The 15,000-nt window shown below is 65.7% G+C and carries 15 protein-coding genes; 13 read left to right on the forward strand and 2 right to left on the reverse strand.

The annotated features are described in order from the left end of the window. Positions 1 to 19: 19 nt before the first annotated feature. On the reverse strand, positions 20 to 928 hold the full coding sequence (locus VIM12_RS10850; protein ID WP_331941645.1) for a histone deacetylase: 909 nt from the start codon (positions 926 to 928) through the stop codon (positions 20 to 22). Between the two features lie 248 nt (positions 929 to 1,176). On the opposite strand from VIM12_RS10850, the gene VIM12_RS10855 reads away from it, so the two are divergent. Further along, positions 1,177 to 1,740 carry a phasin family protein gene (locus VIM12_RS10855; RefSeq protein WP_331941646.1) on the forward strand — a complete coding sequence of 188 codons (564 nt, stop codon included), beginning with the start codon at positions 1,177 to 1,179 and terminating at the stop codon, positions 1,738 to 1,740. 89 nt (positions 1,741 to 1,829) lie between these two features. Here the strand turns inward: VIM12_RS10855 and VIM12_RS10860 are convergent, their stop codons facing one another. Beyond that, entirely contained in the window at positions 1,830 to 3,479 is a 1,650-nt protein-coding gene (locus VIM12_RS10860) for an iron ABC transporter permease (RefSeq protein WP_331941647.1), read from the reverse strand. Positions 3,480 to 3,560: 81 nt separating this feature from the next. Here VIM12_RS10860 and VIM12_RS10865 point away from each other — a divergent pair, with 81 nt between their 5' ends. From VIM12_RS10865 to VIM12_RS10920, 12 genes are all read left to right on the forward strand, one after another. Beyond that, positions 3,561 to 4,655, forward strand: a complete 1,095-nt coding sequence (locus VIM12_RS10865) for an ABC transporter ATP-binding protein (RefSeq protein WP_331941648.1) — start codon at positions 3,561 to 3,563, stop codon at positions 4,653 to 4,655. Between the two features lie 314 nt (positions 4,656 to 4,969). Further along, positions 4,970 to 6,223, forward strand: a complete 1,254-nt coding sequence (gene urtA, locus VIM12_RS10870) for an urea ABC transporter substrate-binding protein (RefSeq protein ID WP_331941649.1) — start codon at positions 4,970 to 4,972, stop codon at positions 6,221 to 6,223. Positions 6,224 to 6,344: 121 nt separating this feature from the next. Next, a complete protein-coding gene (gene urtB, locus VIM12_RS10875; RefSeq protein WP_331941650.1) occupies positions 6,345 to 7,949 on the forward strand; it encodes an urea ABC transporter permease subunit UrtB in 1,605 nt (534 codons plus the stop codon). Then, positions 7,946 to 9,028, forward strand: a complete 1,083-nt coding sequence (gene urtC / locus VIM12_RS10880) for an urea ABC transporter permease subunit UrtC (RefSeq protein ID WP_331941651.1) — start codon at positions 7,946 to 7,948, stop codon at positions 9,026 to 9,028. The genes urtB and urtC overlap by 4 nt, the downstream gene beginning before the upstream one ends. Further along, the gene (gene urtD, locus VIM12_RS10885) at positions 9,025 to 9,870 is read left to right on the forward strand and encodes an urea ABC transporter ATP-binding protein UrtD (RefSeq protein WP_331941652.1); all 846 of its coding nucleotides are present in this window, start codon (positions 9,025 to 9,027) and stop codon (positions 9,868 to 9,870) included. The genes urtC and urtD overlap by 4 nt, the downstream gene beginning before the upstream one ends. A gap of 2 nt (positions 9,871 to 9,872) precedes the next feature. Next, the gene (urtE, locus tag VIM12_RS10890) at positions 9,873 to 10,571 is read left to right on the forward strand and encodes an urea ABC transporter ATP-binding subunit UrtE (protein ID WP_331941653.1); all 699 of its coding nucleotides are present in this window, start codon (positions 9,873 to 9,875) and stop codon (positions 10,569 to 10,571) included. A 40-nt stretch (positions 10,572 to 10,611) separates the two neighbouring features. After that, on the forward strand, positions 10,612 to 11,448 hold the full coding sequence (locus VIM12_RS10895; protein ID WP_331942034.1) for an urease accessory protein UreD: 837 nt from the start codon (positions 10,612 to 10,614) through the stop codon (positions 11,446 to 11,448). 34 nt (positions 11,449 to 11,482) lie between these two features. Further along, entirely contained in the window at positions 11,483 to 11,785 is a 303-nt protein-coding gene (locus VIM12_RS10900; protein ID WP_331941654.1) for an urease subunit gamma, read from the forward strand. Positions 11,786 to 11,793: 8 nt separating this feature from the next. Then, positions 11,794 to 12,102, forward strand: coding sequence for an urease subunit beta (locus VIM12_RS10905; protein ID WP_331941655.1), 309 nt, complete (start codon positions 11,794 to 11,796; stop codon positions 12,100 to 12,102). Further along, positions 12,099 to 13,799 (forward strand): urease subunit alpha, encoded by a 1,701-nt coding sequence (gene ureC / locus VIM12_RS10910; RefSeq protein ID WP_331941656.1) that lies wholly within the window; start codon positions 12,099 to 12,101, stop codon positions 13,797 to 13,799. Before VIM12_RS10905 ends, ureC begins: the two co-directional genes overlap by 4 nt. Before the next feature lie 9 nt (positions 13,800 to 13,808). Next, on the forward strand, positions 13,809 to 14,318 hold the full coding sequence (gene ureE, locus VIM12_RS10915; protein WP_331941657.1) for an urease accessory protein UreE: 510 nt from the start codon (positions 13,809 to 13,811) through the stop codon (positions 14,316 to 14,318). Position 14,319: 1 nt separating this feature from the next. Beyond that, on the forward strand, positions 14,320 to 15,000 hold the full coding sequence (locus VIM12_RS10920) for an urease accessory protein UreF (RefSeq protein WP_331941658.1): 681 nt from the start codon (positions 14,320 to 14,322) through the stop codon (positions 14,998 to 15,000).

Raw genomic sequence — 15,000 nt, forward strand, 5'->3', positions numbered from 1 at the left:
CGGGATGCGAAATTCATGGTCAGTGCGAAGACGGTGGACGAACGTAGCCGGAGGCGATCATGACAGTTTGCAGGTGCACGTCGACCGTGTCTTGGATGTTCTTGCCGTAGCCGCCCGCCATCGCCACGGCGACCGGGATGCCAAGCGCGCCGGCGCGCCCGAATACCATCCGGTCGCGCGCGGCCAGACCCTCCATGCTGAGGCCGAGCCTGCCGAGGCGGTCGCCCGCGTGCGGGTCGGCGCCCGCAAGATAGATGATCAGCTGTGGCCGGAAGCCGTCGAGCAGCGGGTGCAATGCGGCCTCCAGCGCCGCCAGGTAGTCGTCGTCGCCCGTCCCGTCGGGAAGCGCGACATCGAGATCGCTGCGCTCCTTCGTGAACGGGTAGTTGCGTTCGCCGTGCAGCGAGAGCGTGAATACGGAATCGTCGCCGGCAAGGATGGCGGCCGTGCCGTTCCCCTGATGCACATCGAGGTCGACGACGGCGACGCGCTGCGCCCGCCGTTCCGCCTGCATCAGGCGGGCCGCGACAGCCGCATCATTGAACACGCAGAAGCCTTCGCCACGGTCCGCGCATGCGTGATGCGTGCCGCCAGCCAGGTTGACGGCGACACCCTCTTCGAAGGCGGCGCGGCATGCGGCGATGGTCGCGCCGGTGGAGCGCCGGGAACGTTCCACCATCTGCGGCGACCATGGGAAGCCGATGGCCTTTTGTTCCGCCGGGCTCAACACCCCGCGACTGACGCGGTCGATATAGGAAGGATGATGGGCGAGCGCGAGCACGCCGTCGGTGGCTGCCGGAGCCTCGTCGAAAACCAGCCCCGGCACCGTGTCGCGCGCGCGATCGCGCAGCATCCGGTACTTCTGCATCTGGAAGCGGTGGCCGGGGGGCAGCGGAAGGACGAAATGGTCGCTGTAGTAGGCGCGCAATGGTTGACGATAGCGTAAGGGTTCCCGAGTCTAGCACGGGGAGGTGACCCGCCCAGGCCCGGGGGAGTTGAAAAAGTCGTATGAAAACAGGCGCTTATACCGCTCCCCTGCATTTGTGCTTTGCAGCAAATAGCAGTTGACAGGGGAAAGTTTTCACTTAGAATACGCGTTGTTGCGACGCACAAAATTCCTGGTAGCCCTGTGCTCGCCGTTTTCCGACAAACCGCAGACCATCTTCAGGAGCCCGCATGTTTACCAATACCGAACAGTTTTCCGCCGCGTCCAAAGCCGCCGTCGAAGCCAACCTGGCGATTTTCACCTCGCTGTACAACAAGGCATTCGAAGGATTCGAGAAGGTCGTCGACCTCAACCTGACCGCCGCCAAGTCCTCGCTGGAAGACGGCAGCAGCGCCGCCAGGCAGCTGCTCGGCGCCAAGGATCCTCAGGAGTTCCTGACCCTGGCCGCCGCCCAGGCGCAGCCGAACATGGAAAAGGCGATTGCCTACGGCCGCCACCTGGCCACCATTGCTTCCGGCGTGCAGGCAGAGTTCAGCAAGGCGGCAGAAGCACAGGTTGCAGAAACCAGCCGCAAGGTGCTGGACCTGGTCGACGAAATCAGCAAGAACGCGCCTGCCGGTTCGGAGAATGCCGTCGCCATGCTGAAGTCGGCGATCGGCAACGCGAGCGCCGGTTACGAGCAGTTCAACAAGAGCACCAAGCAGGCCGTCGAAGTCATGGAAACCAACCTGACGAACGCAGTGAGCCAGTTCTCCCAGCCGGCGGCAAAGCCCGCCCGCGCCGCGAAGAAGTAAGCAGCCGTCAAGCAGCACCCTGCAAAAAAAAACCCCGCCGGACGCGGGGTTTTGTTTTGCCTTTCTGCGCTTGCAGCGCTCCTTCCGCCCTAGCGGCTGCCCTTGGCAATCGCGCGCGCGAGCACGATCACCGGCACGAAGGCGATCATGACGATCGTGAACGCCGGCAGTGCGGCTTCGCCCAGCCGTTCATCGGCGGCAAGCTGGTGGGTGATCACCGCCAGCGTGTCGAAATTGAAGGGGCGTACCGTCAGCGTGGCCGGCAGTTCCTTCACGACGTCGACGAACACCAGGAGTCCCGCGGTCAGCAGGCTGCGCCAGAGCAGGGGCGCATGGACCCGGCACAGCACGCCGACCGGACCTTGCCCGAGGATGCGCGCGCTGGCATCCATGCTCGGCGTGATCTTCACCAGTCCGGCCTGCACCGTCTGCAGCGAGACGGCGAGAAACCGTACCAGGTAGGCATAGACCAGCGCAACGACGCTGCCGGTCAGGACGAACTGCATGCCGCGCTCGGCGCCCCAGGCATCGATGCGGGCAAGCGGGATCAGGACGCCTACCGCGATGACGGCGCCCGGCACCGCATATCCCATGCTGACCACCCGGTTGCTGATTGCCTGCCAGGGATTCCTGCCCAGCCGCGCAGCGTAAGCGAGCAGCACGCAGATGAGGACCGCCGCCACCGCCGTCACCCCTGCCAGGATCACGCTGTTGGAGAGCCATCCGAGGTAGCGCGCACTGAAGCCTACCGCTTCTTCCCGCCGCATCAGGCGGACCAGGATGCCCACCGGGACCAGGAAGCCAAGCAGGATGGGCATTGCGCAGAACAGGGCGGCCCCGATGCCGTGGAGCCGGCCGAGCCTGGCGGACGCCTCGCTTCTCGCGCGCGCGCCCACGGCATAGTAGCGGGCGCGGCCCCGGCTCTTCTGCTCCAGCACCATCAGCAGGGTCACTGCGATCAGGAGCACGGCGGCGATCTGCGCCGCGCCGATGCGGTCGGAGAACGTGTACCAGGATTTGTAGATGCCGGTCGTCAGTGTCGGTACGCCGAAGTAGGCGACGGCGCCGTAGTCGGCGAGCGTCTCCATCAGCGCAAGCGCGATACCCGCCGCCGCCGCCGGACGCGCCAGCGGCAGGCTGATGGCGAAGAAGGCGCGCCACGGTCCGACCCCGAGGGTGCGGGCGGCGTCCCACATGCGCGGGCTGCGCTCAAGGAAGGCAGTGCGGGCCAGCAGGTACACATAGGGATAGAGGACCAGCGCGAACAGCACGCCGGCCCCGCCGACCGACCGCACCTGCGGAAACCAGTACCCGCCGGCCTGCCAGCCGAACAGGTCGCGCAGGCTGCTTTGCACCGGCCCCGAGAATTGAAGGAAGTCGGTGTAGGCATATGCGACGACATAGGCCGGCATTGCCAAGGGCAGCACCAGCGCCCATTCGAAGAAGCGCTTGCCGGGAAAGTCGAAGACGGCGACCAGCCATGCGCAGCCGATACCGCCGGCGCCGGCAAGCACCGCCACGATCAGGGCGATCGCCAGACTGTTGCCGATATATTCGGGAAGCACGGTCGACCAGAGATGGGCGAAGGTCGCGCCGCTTTCCGGGGTCACTGTCAGCAGGTTGGAAAGGACGCCGAGGATCGGGGCGCCGACCAGGACGGCCACGGCCAGCGATACAACCAGCAAGGGATGGACGCCGCCCCGGTTTGCGGCAGGCAGGCGGGGGACGGGATTACGCATGAATTCCGGGAGAAGGTGTACGGTGGGCTAAATGAGAATTATAATCAATATCGAATTTCGCTCCCGCAATTATTCATCTCCATGCACGCCTCGTCCTCCGCTCCGCACCACCTGAACGTCGACTCCATCCGCGTGGGCTATTCCCAGGGGCGCCAGACGGTGGAGATTGTCCACGGCCTGACGTTCAGCCTCGCTCGCGGCGAGATCGGCTGCCTGTTGGGGCCGTCGGGATGCGGAAAGACCACGGTGCTGCGGGCGATCGCGGGGTTCGAACCGGTGCTCGCCGGTGCAATCGCCCTGGGCGGCCGGGAACTGAGCCGCACCGGCTACACGGCGGCGCCCGAAACCCGCCATGTCGGCGTCGTGTTCCAGGACTACGCGCTGTTCCCCCACCTGCAGGTACGGGACAACATCGCCTTCGGGCTGCGCAAGCTGCCGGCGAAGGAGCGCAATGCACGGGTGGAGCGGCTGCTCAAGCTGGTCGGCCTGGCCGGCCATGCGCACCAGTATCCGCATGAACTCTCCGGTGGCCAGCAGCAGCGGGTGGCGCTCGCCCGCGCCCTCGCGCCCCAGCCCGACCTGCTGCTGCTGGACGAGCCATTTTCCAACCTCGATGTCGACCTGCGCGAGCGCCTGGCGCAGGAGGTGCGCGACATACTGAACGAACTCGGGACCACTGCCGTGCTGGTGACGCACGACCAGCATGAAGCCTTCGCCATTGCCGACCGGATCGGGGTGATGCAGGACGGTGCGATCGTCCAGTGGGACAACGCCTACAATCTCTATCACCGGCCGGCCAATCGCTTCGTCGCGGACTTCATCGGGCAGGGCGTGTTCATGCCGGGAGCGATCGACTTGCCTGCGCAGAGCGTCCGCATCGAGCTTGGCAGCCTGCCTCTGTGGCAAGGCATCGACGTCTGTTCCACGGACGAGCGCGCCGGCGGGCGCGTCGACGTGCTGCTGCGTGCCGACGATGTGATCCATGACGACGCCAGCCACCTGCAGGCCGAGGTAGTGCGCAAGGCGTTCCGCGGTGCGGAGTTCTTGTACACGCTGAAGCTGCCGAGCGGGCAGAAGCTGCTGGCCCTCGTACCGTCTCATCACGATCACGCGATCGGCGAGAAGATCGGCATTCGCCTCGGCGCCGACCATGTGGTCACCTTCCCCCCTGCCTGACCATCGCGCCTGAAGCGGTACCGCCCGGCCCTTCGGCAGTCCGGGACGCACCGCCGACGGGCCGACGCGCTTGTGCCTGCGCAAGCCCTGCCCTCCTCCTGCGCAGACAAGCGCGCCATCCGCACCAATTCCCCGCACGACACTCCTGAAATCGTAGCGCCAGCACCATTTCGAGGCAGCCGGCGCACCGAAACAGGTCGGCCGGACGACGAAAGAACGGCCCGCCGCCGCGCATTCCGGTGGCACGCAAACTGCTAAAGCTTGCCTGCGAGCTATCGCGAGTCCGTCGACCCAACAACCACTCAGGAGCAAAAATGTCTCGTCGCACCCTTTTGAAAGCGACCGCCGCCGGCGCTTTGATGCTTACGGCTTCCGCCTGGATGCCCCAAGCCCTCGCCGCCGACACCATCAAGGTCGGCATCCTTCACTCGCTGTCCGGCACGATGGCGATCTCCGAAACCTCGCTCAAGGATGTCGCCCTGATGACGATCGACGAGATCAATGCCAAGGGCGGCGTCATGGGCAAGAAGCTCGAGGCGGTCGTGGTCGATCCCGCATCCAATTGGCCGCTGTTCGCCGAGAAGGCCCGCCAGCTGATCACCCAGGACAAGGTCGACGTCGTCTTCGGCTGCTGGACCTCGGTCTCGCGCAAGTCGGTCCTGCCGGTATTCAAGGAACTGAACAGCCTGCTGTTCTACCCGGTGCAGTATGAAGGCGAAGAGCTCGAGAAAAACGTGTTCTACACGGGCGCGGCGCCCAACCAGCAGGCGATTCCGGCGGTCGAATACCTGATGTCGAAGGACGGTGGCGGTGCCAAGCGCTTCGTCCTGCTCGGCACCGACTACGTCTACCCGCGCACCACCAACAAGATCCTGCGCGCCTTCCTCAAGTCCAAGGGCGTAAAGGAATCCGACATCGACGAGGTCTACACCCCGTTCGGCCACGCTGACTACCAGACCATCGTCGCCAACATCAAGAAGTTCTCGGCGGGCGGCAAGACTGCCGTGATTTCCACGATCAACGGCGACTCCAACGTCCCGTTCTACAAGGAACTCGGCAACGCGGGCCTGAAGGCGACCGACGTCCCGGTGGTGGCGTTCTCTGTCGGCGAGGAAGAGCTGCGCGGTGTCGACACCAAGCCGCTGGTCGGCCACCTGGCTGCCTGGAACTACTTCCAGTCCGTGAAGAATCCGGTAAACGATGCCTTCATCAAGAAGTGGAAGGCCTACGCCACAGAAAAGAAGCTGCCGAATGCGAACACCGTGGTCACCAACGACCCGATGGAAGCGACCTACGTGGGCATCCACATGTGGAAGCAGGCGGTGGAGAAGGCGAAATCGACCGACACCGACAAGGTCATCGCGGCGATGGGCGGCCAGACCTTCAAGTCGCCGTCCGGCTATGAACTGACCATGGACAAGACCAACCACCACCTGCACAAGCCGGTGATGATCGGCGAGATCAAGCCGGACGGCCAGTTCAGCGTGGTCTGGAAGAGCAAGGGTCCGATCCGGGCACAGCCGTGGAGCCCGTTCATCGGCGGCAACGAAGCCAAGCAGAAGATGTAATGACCGTGCCCGCTCCCTTGCCGGAGCGGAGCGGCAGCAACCGGGCCGGAGCGTGGCTCCTCGTTCCACACTCCGGCTTTTTTGCGCCCGCACCAGACGTTGCTCCCCCAGGATTTTGCCAATGAAACTGATCAACAGACTGCTTGTCACCGCATGGCTGTGCGCAACGGCGCTCACGGCCCAGGCGGCGATCGATCCCGGGCTGCTCGCGCCGCTCGCCGGCGACGATCCCGACGCCCGCATCGAAGCGGTGAACAAGATCGCGACGCTCGCGAACGAAGACGCATTCAGGCTGCTGGACGCCCTCCGGAATGACAACGTGCATACCCTACCCGACGGGCAGGTGCTGATCGTCGCCGACGACCAGGCGACGGATCCGGCGACGGGCAAGACCGGCCCGGTGCCGGACGGCGTCGACGGCATCGTGGTCAACAACCGGCTGCGCGGCGCACTCGATGCCGCCCTGTCCGGCTTTGCGCTGCTGTCGGACGACCGCAACGCGCGCCTCGGCGCGGCGCTTGCGATGCAGAAGCATGCCGACCCCGGGCAGCTGCCGATGATCGAGAAGGCGCTGGCGAAGGAACAGGATGCGGAAATCCGGTCGGTGCTGACCCTGGCGGCCGCAACCGCGAACCTGCAGTCGCCGGATCCGGCCGTGCGCAAGGCCGCGGTCGCCGCTCTTGCGGACAGCGCCAACGCCGCCGTCAGGCCGCTGCTGATGCAGATGGTCGAGAAGAATCCCGACGGCAGCTACAACGAGCCCGACGAGGCGGTGCGCATCGCCGCGGTCGGCACCCTCAGCGCAATCAATTCCCGGCTCGCCCGCACCGAATTCGCCGGCAACCTGTTCTACGGCGTCTCGCTCGGCAGCGTGCTGCTGCTGGCGGCGCTCGGGCTGGCCATCACCTTCGGCCTGATGGGCATCATCAACATGGCCCACGGCGAACTGCTGATGATCGGCGCCTACACCACCTACGTGTGCCAGCTGATGTTCCGCCAGTACCTGCCCGGCGCCACCGACTACTACCTGCTGGCAGCCCTGCCCGCCGCCTTCCTGGTGGCCGGGGCCGTCGGCATCGCGCTGGAACGCACGGTGATCCGCTGGCTGTACGGCCGCCCGCTGGAAACCCTGCTCTGCACCTGGGGCATCAGCCTGATCCTGATGCAGCTGGTGCGCAGCCTGTTCGGCGCGCAGAACGTGGAAGTCGCCAATCCCTCCTGGATGTCCGGCGGCGTCACCGTGATGGGTTCGCTGGTGCTGTCCTACAACCGCATCGTGATCATCTTCTTCGCGCTGGCGGTGGTGGCTGCGGTATGGCTGATCCTGAACAAGACCCGGCTCGGCCTGTTCGTACGCGCCGTCACGCAGAACCGCCGCATGGCGGACTGCGTCGGCGTCTCCACCGGCCGCATCGACATGATGACCTTCGGCCTCGGTTCCGGCATCGCTGGGCTCGGCGGCGTCGCGCTTTCCCAGCTCGGCAATGTCGGCCCCGACCTCGGCCAGGGCTACATCGTCGATTCCTTCATGGTGGTGGTCCTGGGCGGCGTCGGCCAGCTTGCCGGCACGGTGATTGCCGCGATCGGACTGGGTGAGGTCAACAAGTTCCTGGAGCCGGTGGCGGGCGCGGTGCTCGCGAAAATCGCGATCCTGGTGTTCATCATCGTCTTCATCCAGAAACGCCCGCAGGGCCTGTTTGCAATGAAAGGGAGGAGCGCAGAATGACGTCCTCACTCTTTTCCCGTCCGGCGTGGGCCGGCATCCTCGGCTGCGCGGCCGTGCTGGCGACGCTGCCGATCCTGAACCTGGCCTTCGCGCCCGACCATGTGCTGCATGTCTCCAGCTATACCGTGGCACTGGTGGGAAAGTTCATGTGCTATGCGATGGCGGCCCTCGCACTCGACCTGGTATGGGGCTATACCGGCATCCTGTCCCTCGGCCACGGCGTCTTCTTCGCGCTCGGCGGCTACGCGCACGGCATGTACCTGATGCGGGCGATCGGCAAGGACGGCGTCTACCAGAGCGCATTGCCGGACTTCATGGTCTTCCTCGACTGGAAGGAATACCCGTGGTACTGGTCGTTCACCGACCACTACTGGTACGCGCTGGCCCTGGTGGTGCTGGTGCCGGGCGCACTGGCCTTCGTGTTCGGCTATTTCGCCTTCCGCTCGCGCATCAAGGGCGTGTACTTCTCGATCATCACCCAGGCCATGACCTTTGCCTTCATGCTGCTGTTCTTCCGCAACAACACCGGCTTCGGCGGCAACAACGGCTTTACCGACTTCAAGCGCATCGCCGGCTTCACCATCACCGCGCCCGGCACCAAGGCGGCGCTCTATCTGGTCACGCTGGCGGCGCTGCTGGGCGCCCTGCTGCTATGCCGATGGATCGTCACCTCCAAGCTCGGCAGGGTGCTGCAGGCAGTGCGCGATGCCGAGTCGCGGCTGATGTTCATCGGCTACAACCCGCTGTGGTTCAAGCTGTTCGTGTGGACGCTGTCGGCGGTCCTGTGCGGCATCGCCGGCGCACTGTACGTCCCGCAGGTCGGCATCATCAATCCTTCGGAGATGTCGCCGGGGAATTCGATCGAGATGGTGATCTGGGCAGCCGTCGGCGGTCGCGGCTCGCTGATCGGGCCGATCATCGGCGCCTTCTCCGTCAACGGCCTGAAGAGCTGGTTCACCGCGGCATTCCCCGATCTGTGGCTGTACGCGCTGGGCCTGCTGTTCATCCTGGTCACGCTGTTCATGCCGCAGGGCGTGCTCGGCCTGGTGGCGAAACTGCGCAGCAAGGAGGCGGCATGAACGATACCGTCAAGCACCGGCATCTCCACGAGAACCCGGAGCATGCCGACTACGGCACGTCCTATGGCCGGGTCAAGCCGGAGGGCGTCGACACCACCCACGGCGCGATCCTCTACCTGGAGGACATCACCGTGTCCTTCGACGGGTTCAAGGCGATCAACAAGCTGACCCTGGACATCTCGGTGGGCGAGCTGCGCTGCATCATCGGGCCGAATGGCGCCGGCAAGACCACGATGATGGACGTCATCACGGGCAAGACCAGGCCGACCTCGGGCACCGCCTGGTTCGGCCAGACCATTGACCTGACGCGGATGACCGAACACCAGATCGCCCACGCCGGCATCGGGCGCAAGTTCCAGCGACCGACGGTGTTCGAGCAGCACACGGTGTTCGAGAACCTGGAACTGGCCATGAAGATGGACAAGCGCGTCCGGCCGACGCTGTTCTCCCGTCTCACATCGGCGCAGCGCGACAAGATCGCCGAGATCCTGAAGCTGATCCGCCTCGACGGCCAGGAGAAGCGCCTGGCCGGCCTGCTGTCGCATGGCCAGAAACAGTGGCTGGAGATCGGCATGCTGCTGATGCAGGAACCGCAGCTGCTGCTCCTCGACGAGCCGGTCGCCGGCATGTCCGATGCCGAAACCGCACGCACCGCCGAGCTGCTCAACGAACTGCGCGGCAAGCATTCGATCATGGTGGTGGAGCACGACATGGCCTTCGTCACCGAGATTGCGCAGCAGGGCAAGGTGACGGTGCTGCATGAAGGATCGGTGCTCGCCGAGGGCACGATGCAGCAGGTGCAAAGCGACGACCGTGTCATTGAAGTGTATCTGGGGCGCTGACCATGCTGAACGTCGAACATCTGAACCAGTACTACGGTGCGGCGCACACGCTGCGCGGCGTATCGCTCTCGGTGGAAAAGGGCGAATGCCTGGCCCTGCTGGGCCGCAACGGCGTCGGCAAGACGACCCTGCTCAAATGCCTGATGGGCGTGCTCCCGGTGGCCCGGGGCAAGGTCGACCTCCAGGGCCGGAACATCACCCGGCTCAAGCCGCACGAGCGTGCGGCACTCGGCATCGCCTATGTGCCGCAGGGCCGGGAGATCTTTGCCCGGCTGACGGTGGAGGAAAACCTGATGATGGGCATGGCGGTGAAGCCGGGGCGCCAGGCAGCGCGCATCCGTGGAGAAGTGTATGAACTGTTCCCGGTACTGAAGGACATGCTGCACCGCCGTGGCGGCGATCTGTCCGGCGGACAGCAGCAGCAGCTCGCGATCGCGCGCGCCCTGCTGGCCGATCCGAAGCTGATCATCCTCGACGAGCCGACCGAGGGCATCCAGCCCTCGATCATCAAGGACATCGGCAACGTGATCCGCCTGCTGCGCCAGCGCGGCGACATCGCGATCCTGCTGTGCGAACAGTACTTCGATTTCGCGCATGCGCTGGCCGACCGCTTCGTGGTGCTGTCCCGCGGCGAAGTGGTCGCCTCCGGCACGCAGGCGGAGATGGGCGGCGAGAACGTGAAACGGCACTTGGCGGTATAGTCGCCGGATGAGAGTGACGGCCACAGAACTGCCGCAACCGATGCAGGCGGATGCCCGCTGGCGGGCGCGCCTTTCCCTTGCGTTCGCTGACGACCGGGGCACGACCCGCCTGGTCGAGCGGCGCCACGAGGGCCCGCTGCGGGTGCAGAAACCCCTGTACCCGGAAGGCGGCAAGGTATGCCATGCCATCGTCGTGCATCCGCCCGGCGGCGTGGTGGGCGGGGATGAACTGCATATCGCCGCCCGGGTCGATGCCGGTGCATCCGCCTTCCTGACCACCCCCGGCGCCGCCAAGTGGTACAAGTCGAACGGCCGGGTGTCGCGCCAGGACGTGGATCTGCACGCGGGGCCGGGCGCATCGCTGGAGTGGCTGCCGCAGGAAACCATCTTTTTCGATGATGCCCGCGTCTGCCTGGACAATCACATCACGCTGGACGCCGGCGCCAGCTACCTCGGTGGCGAAATCCTGTGCTTCGGCCGCACCGCGTCCGGCGAGTCGTTCCGCAGCGGCTGCGTCGAGCAACGCACCAGCGTTCGGCGCGACGGCCGCCTGCTGTGGTTCGAGCAGGGGACGCTGGCGGCCGGGGAGGCGGCGACGACGGGACCGCTGGGGCTGCAGGGCAGCACCGTGTGCGCGATGCTGCTTGCCGTCGGCAATCCCTTGCCGGCCGCAGCGATGGCGGCGCTGCGCGGTTGCGGCGACGGCATGCGTCCCGGCACCAGGACCGGGGCCACGCAAATCAAGTCGCTGGTGGTCGCCCGCCTGCTGGGGGATTCCAGCGAGGAGGCAAGGCAATGGATGGCACGCGCATGGCAGGTGCTGCGCCCGGCGCTGACGGGGCGCGAGGCGGTGATCCCGCGCATCTGGAACACATGAGACCCGCAATGAAAATAATGAACGGAGAAACCCGATGGAGCTGACGCCCAGAGAGAAGGACAAGCTGCTGATCTTCACCGCGGCGCTGCTCGCCGAACGCCGCAAGGCGCGCGGCCTGAAGCTGAACTATCCGGAGGCGGTGGCGCTGCTGACGGCCGCGATCATGGAAGGCGCGCGGGATGGCCGCACCGTCGCGGAACTGATGTCCGAAGGGACGCAGATCCTCGGCCGCGCCGACGTCATGGACGGCGTCCCCGAGATGATCCCCGAAATCCAGGTCGAAGCGACATTCCCCGACGGGACCAAGCTGGTCACCGTGCATCACCCCATTCCGTAGGAGAGTTCATGATTCCAGGAGAAATGCTGGTCGAGGACGGCGAGATTGCGCTCAACGCCGGCCGTCGCACCGTCACCGTCACCGTCGCCAACAGCGGAGACCGTCCAATCCAGGTCGGCTCCCACTTCCACTTCCATGAAGTGAACGACGCGCTGCGCTTCGACCGCGACAGCGCGTACGGCATGCGCCTCAACATCGCCGCCGGCACCGCGGTGCGCTTCGAGCCGGGACAGGAGCGGACGGTCGAACTGGTGGATCTCGCCGGTGACCGCAAGGTCTACGGCTTCAACGGCAGGGTGATGGGAGCGCTCAAATGACACGAATCTCGCGGCAGGCGTATGCCGAAATGTTCGGACCGACCGTCGGCGACCGTGTCCGCCTCGCCGACACCGAACTCTTCATCGAGGTGGAGAAGGATTTCACCATCTACGGCGAGGAGGTCAAGTTCGGCGGCGGCAAGGTGATCCGCGACGGCATGGGCCAGTCGCAGCGCCCGCACGCGGACGTGATGGACACCGTGATCACCAATGCGCTGATCCTCGACCACTGGGGCATCGTCAAGGCCGATATCGGCATCAAGGGAGGCCGCATCGCCGGCATCGGCAAGGCCGGCAACCCCGACATCCAGCCGGGCGTCACGCTCGCGATCGGCGGCGCCACCGAGATCATCGCCGGTGAAGGCATGATCGTCACCGCCGGCGGCATCGACTCGCACATCCACTTCATCTGCCCGCAGCAGATCGAGGAAGCGCTGATGTCCGGGGTGACGACGATGCTTGGGGGCGGCACCGGTCCGGCGGTCGGCACTGCCGCCACCACCTGCACGCCCGGTCCCTGGCACATTCATTCGATGCTGTCGGCCGCGGACGCCTTCCCGATGAACCTCGGCTTCCTCGGCAAGGGCAACGTCAGCCTGCCGTTGCCGCTGGAGGAGCAGATCCAGGCCGGCGCCATCGGCCTCAAGCTGCACGAGGACTGGGGCAGCACACCGGCGGCGATCGACAATTGCCTGTCGGTGGCCGACCGCATGGATATCCAGGTCGCGATTCATACCGACACGCTCAACGAAGGCGGCTTCCTCGAGAACACGCTGGCCGCGTTCAAGGACCGCACCATCCATACCTTCCATACCGAAGGCGCGGGCGGCGGCCATGCGCCGGACATCATCGCCGCCGTCGGCGAGTCCAACGTCCTGCCGTCGTCGACCAATCCGACCCGCCCGTATACCGTCAATACACTGGATGAGCACCTCGACATGCTGATGGTCTGCCACCATCTCGACCCCGCCATCGCGGAAGACGTCGCTTTCGCCGAGTCGCGCATCCGCCGCGAGACCATCGCCGCGGAAGACATCCTGCACGACATTGGCGCGGTGTCGATGATGTCGTCCGACTCGCAGGCGATGGGGCGCGTGGGCGAGGTCATCATGCGCACCTGGCAGACCGCCCACAAGATGAAGGTGCAGCGCGGCGCGCTGCCCGAGGACAGCGCTCGCAACGACAACTTCCGGGCGAAGCGCTACATCGCGAAGTACACGATCAATCCGGCGATCACGCACGGCATCTCCCATGTGGTCGGCTCGCTCGAGACCGGCAAGATTGCGGACATCGTGCTGTGGAAGCCGGCATTCTTCGGGGTGAAACCGTCGATGATTCTCAAGAGCGGCATGATCGCCGCGGCGCAGATGGGCGATCCCAACGCCTCGATCCCGACGCCGCAGCCGGTGTATTCCCGGATGATGTTCGGCGCGTACGGCGGCGGCCTCAGGACATCCTTCACCTTCGTCTCGCAGGCGGCCTTCGACGCGGGCATCGGCGATCTGCTGAAGCTGAACAAGCCGCTGATCGCCGTACGAAACACGCGCCATGTCCGCAAGACCGACATGATCCATAACGGCGCGACGCCCAGGATGGAAGTCGACCCCGAGACCTACGAGGTACGCGCGGACGGCGCATTGCTGGTGTGCGAACCGGCGACGGTACTGCCGATGGCCCAGCGCTATTTCCTGTTCTGAACCACGACCATGCTGACACTTCATACCAAGATCGAGCACGCCCAACAGATCGACGGCGAACTGGTGCTGCCCTACGAACTGCGCGAGAAAAGCCGCCTGCGCGCGGCACTGGCTTCCGGCGAGGAAGTCGCGGTATTCACCGTGCGCGGCACCATCTTGCGCGACGGCGACCTGCTGAAGGGAGACGACGGGCGAATCGTCAGGATCGTGGCCGCGCAGGAGGCGACCTACCGGGTGTCCTGCGCCGGCGAACGCGGCCTGCTGCGCTGCGCCTTCCATCTCGGCAATCGCCATACGCAGGCCCAGGTCGGCGAAGGCTTCCTTCGCATCCGCAAGGACACCGTCCTCAAGGAGATGCTGGAGGGCCTCGGCGCCAGCGTGACTGAAGAGCTGGCGTCGTTCGAGCCCGAGTCCGGCGCCTACGGGGGCGGCCATCATCATCACGGCGACGACCATCATCATCCGCTCGCGCCGATCCCCTTGCGCCAGAAGATACACCGGCCGTCCGACAAAGCCTGAAATGCACGCCTCCGCACTGCTGCACCTGCTGCAACTGGCCAGTCCTTCGCTGCCGATCGGCGCCTACAGCTATTCGCAAGGGCTGGAAGCCGCGCTGGAGCGTGGCCTGGTGCGGGAAACGGCGAGCGCACGTGCCTGGATCGTCGATGTGCTGCACCAGGTGGTCGCGCGCTTTGAGGCGCCGGTGCTGTGGCGCCTGCTGCGGGCGTGGGAGGCGCGCGACGCCGCGTCGATCGCTACCTGGAACGAGCGCTTCATCGCCTCGCGCGATACCGCCGAGTTCCGGGCGGAGACGATACAGATGGGCTATTCCCTGGCGCGTCTTGCGCTCGACCTCGAACTCGGTGACGCGGAAACGCGCGTGCTGCTCCAGCAGCAGCCCGAGGTCGGATTGCCGACCGCGCTCGCATTCGCGTCGGTCGCGCTGGCGGTGCCGCACGAAGCCGCCATGCTGGGCGCCTTGTTCTCCTGGGCCGAGAACCAGGTGCTGGCGTGCGTGAAGTCGGTACCGCTCGGCCAGGTCGCCGGCCAGCGCATGCTGTTGTCGCTGCAACCCGAACTCGAATCCGCCGCGTCGGCCGCCATGCTGCTTGGCGACGACGCCCTGTCCAACTGGGCACCCGGCCTGTCGCTGCTGTCGATGCAGCATGAAGTGCAGTACAGCCGGCTCTATCGTTCATAA

This window comes from Noviherbaspirillum sp. (assembly GCF_036563305.1).
Lineage (GTDB): Bacteria > Pseudomonadota > Gammaproteobacteria > Burkholderiales > Burkholderiaceae_D > Noviherbaspirillum.

Excerpts from the sequence above, each read along its gene's own strand:
- urtB (WP_331941650.1), top strand. The coding sequence starts at position 6,345 with ATGAAACTGATCAACAGACTGCTTGTCACCGCATGGCTGTGCGCAACG.
- VIM12_RS10860 (WP_331941647.1), bottom strand. The coding sequence starts at position 3,479 with ATGCGTAATCCCGTCCCCCGCCTGCCTGCCGCAAACCGGGGCGGCGTC.
- VIM12_RS10920 (WP_331941658.1), top strand. The coding sequence starts at position 14,320 with ATGCACGCCTCCGCACTGCTGCACCTGCTGCAACTGGCCAGTCCTTCG.
- urtE (WP_331941653.1), top strand. The coding sequence starts at position 9,873 with ATGCTGAACGTCGAACATCTGAACCAGTACTACGGTGCGGCGCACACG.
- ureE (WP_331941657.1), top strand. The coding sequence starts at position 13,809 with ATGCTGACACTTCATACCAAGATCGAGCACGCCCAACAGATCGACGGC.
- urtD (WP_331941652.1), top strand. The coding sequence starts at position 9,025 with ATGAACGATACCGTCAAGCACCGGCATCTCCACGAGAACCCGGAGCAT.
- VIM12_RS10905 (WP_331941655.1), top strand. The coding sequence starts at position 11,794 with ATGATTCCAGGAGAAATGCTGGTCGAGGACGGCGAGATTGCGCTCAAC.
- urtC (WP_331941651.1), top strand. The coding sequence starts at position 7,946 with ATGACGTCCTCACTCTTTTCCCGTCCGGCGTGGGCCGGCATCCTCGGC.
- VIM12_RS10900 (WP_331941654.1), top strand. The coding sequence starts at position 11,483 with ATGGAGCTGACGCCCAGAGAGAAGGACAAGCTGCTGATCTTCACCGCG.
- VIM12_RS10855 (WP_331941646.1), top strand. The coding sequence starts at position 1,177 with ATGTTTACCAATACCGAACAGTTTTCCGCCGCGTCCAAAGCCGCCGTC.
- VIM12_RS10865 (WP_331941648.1), top strand. The coding sequence starts at position 3,561 with ATGCACGCCTCGTCCTCCGCTCCGCACCACCTGAACGTCGACTCCATC.
- VIM12_RS10895 (WP_331942034.1), top strand. The coding sequence starts at position 10,612 with ATGCAGGCGGATGCCCGCTGGCGGGCGCGCCTTTCCCTTGCGTTCGCT.
- ureC (WP_331941656.1), top strand. The coding sequence starts at position 12,099 with ATGACACGAATCTCGCGGCAGGCGTATGCCGAAATGTTCGGACCGACC.
- urtA (WP_331941649.1), top strand. The coding sequence starts at position 4,970 with ATGTCTCGTCGCACCCTTTTGAAAGCGACCGCCGCCGGCGCTTTGATG.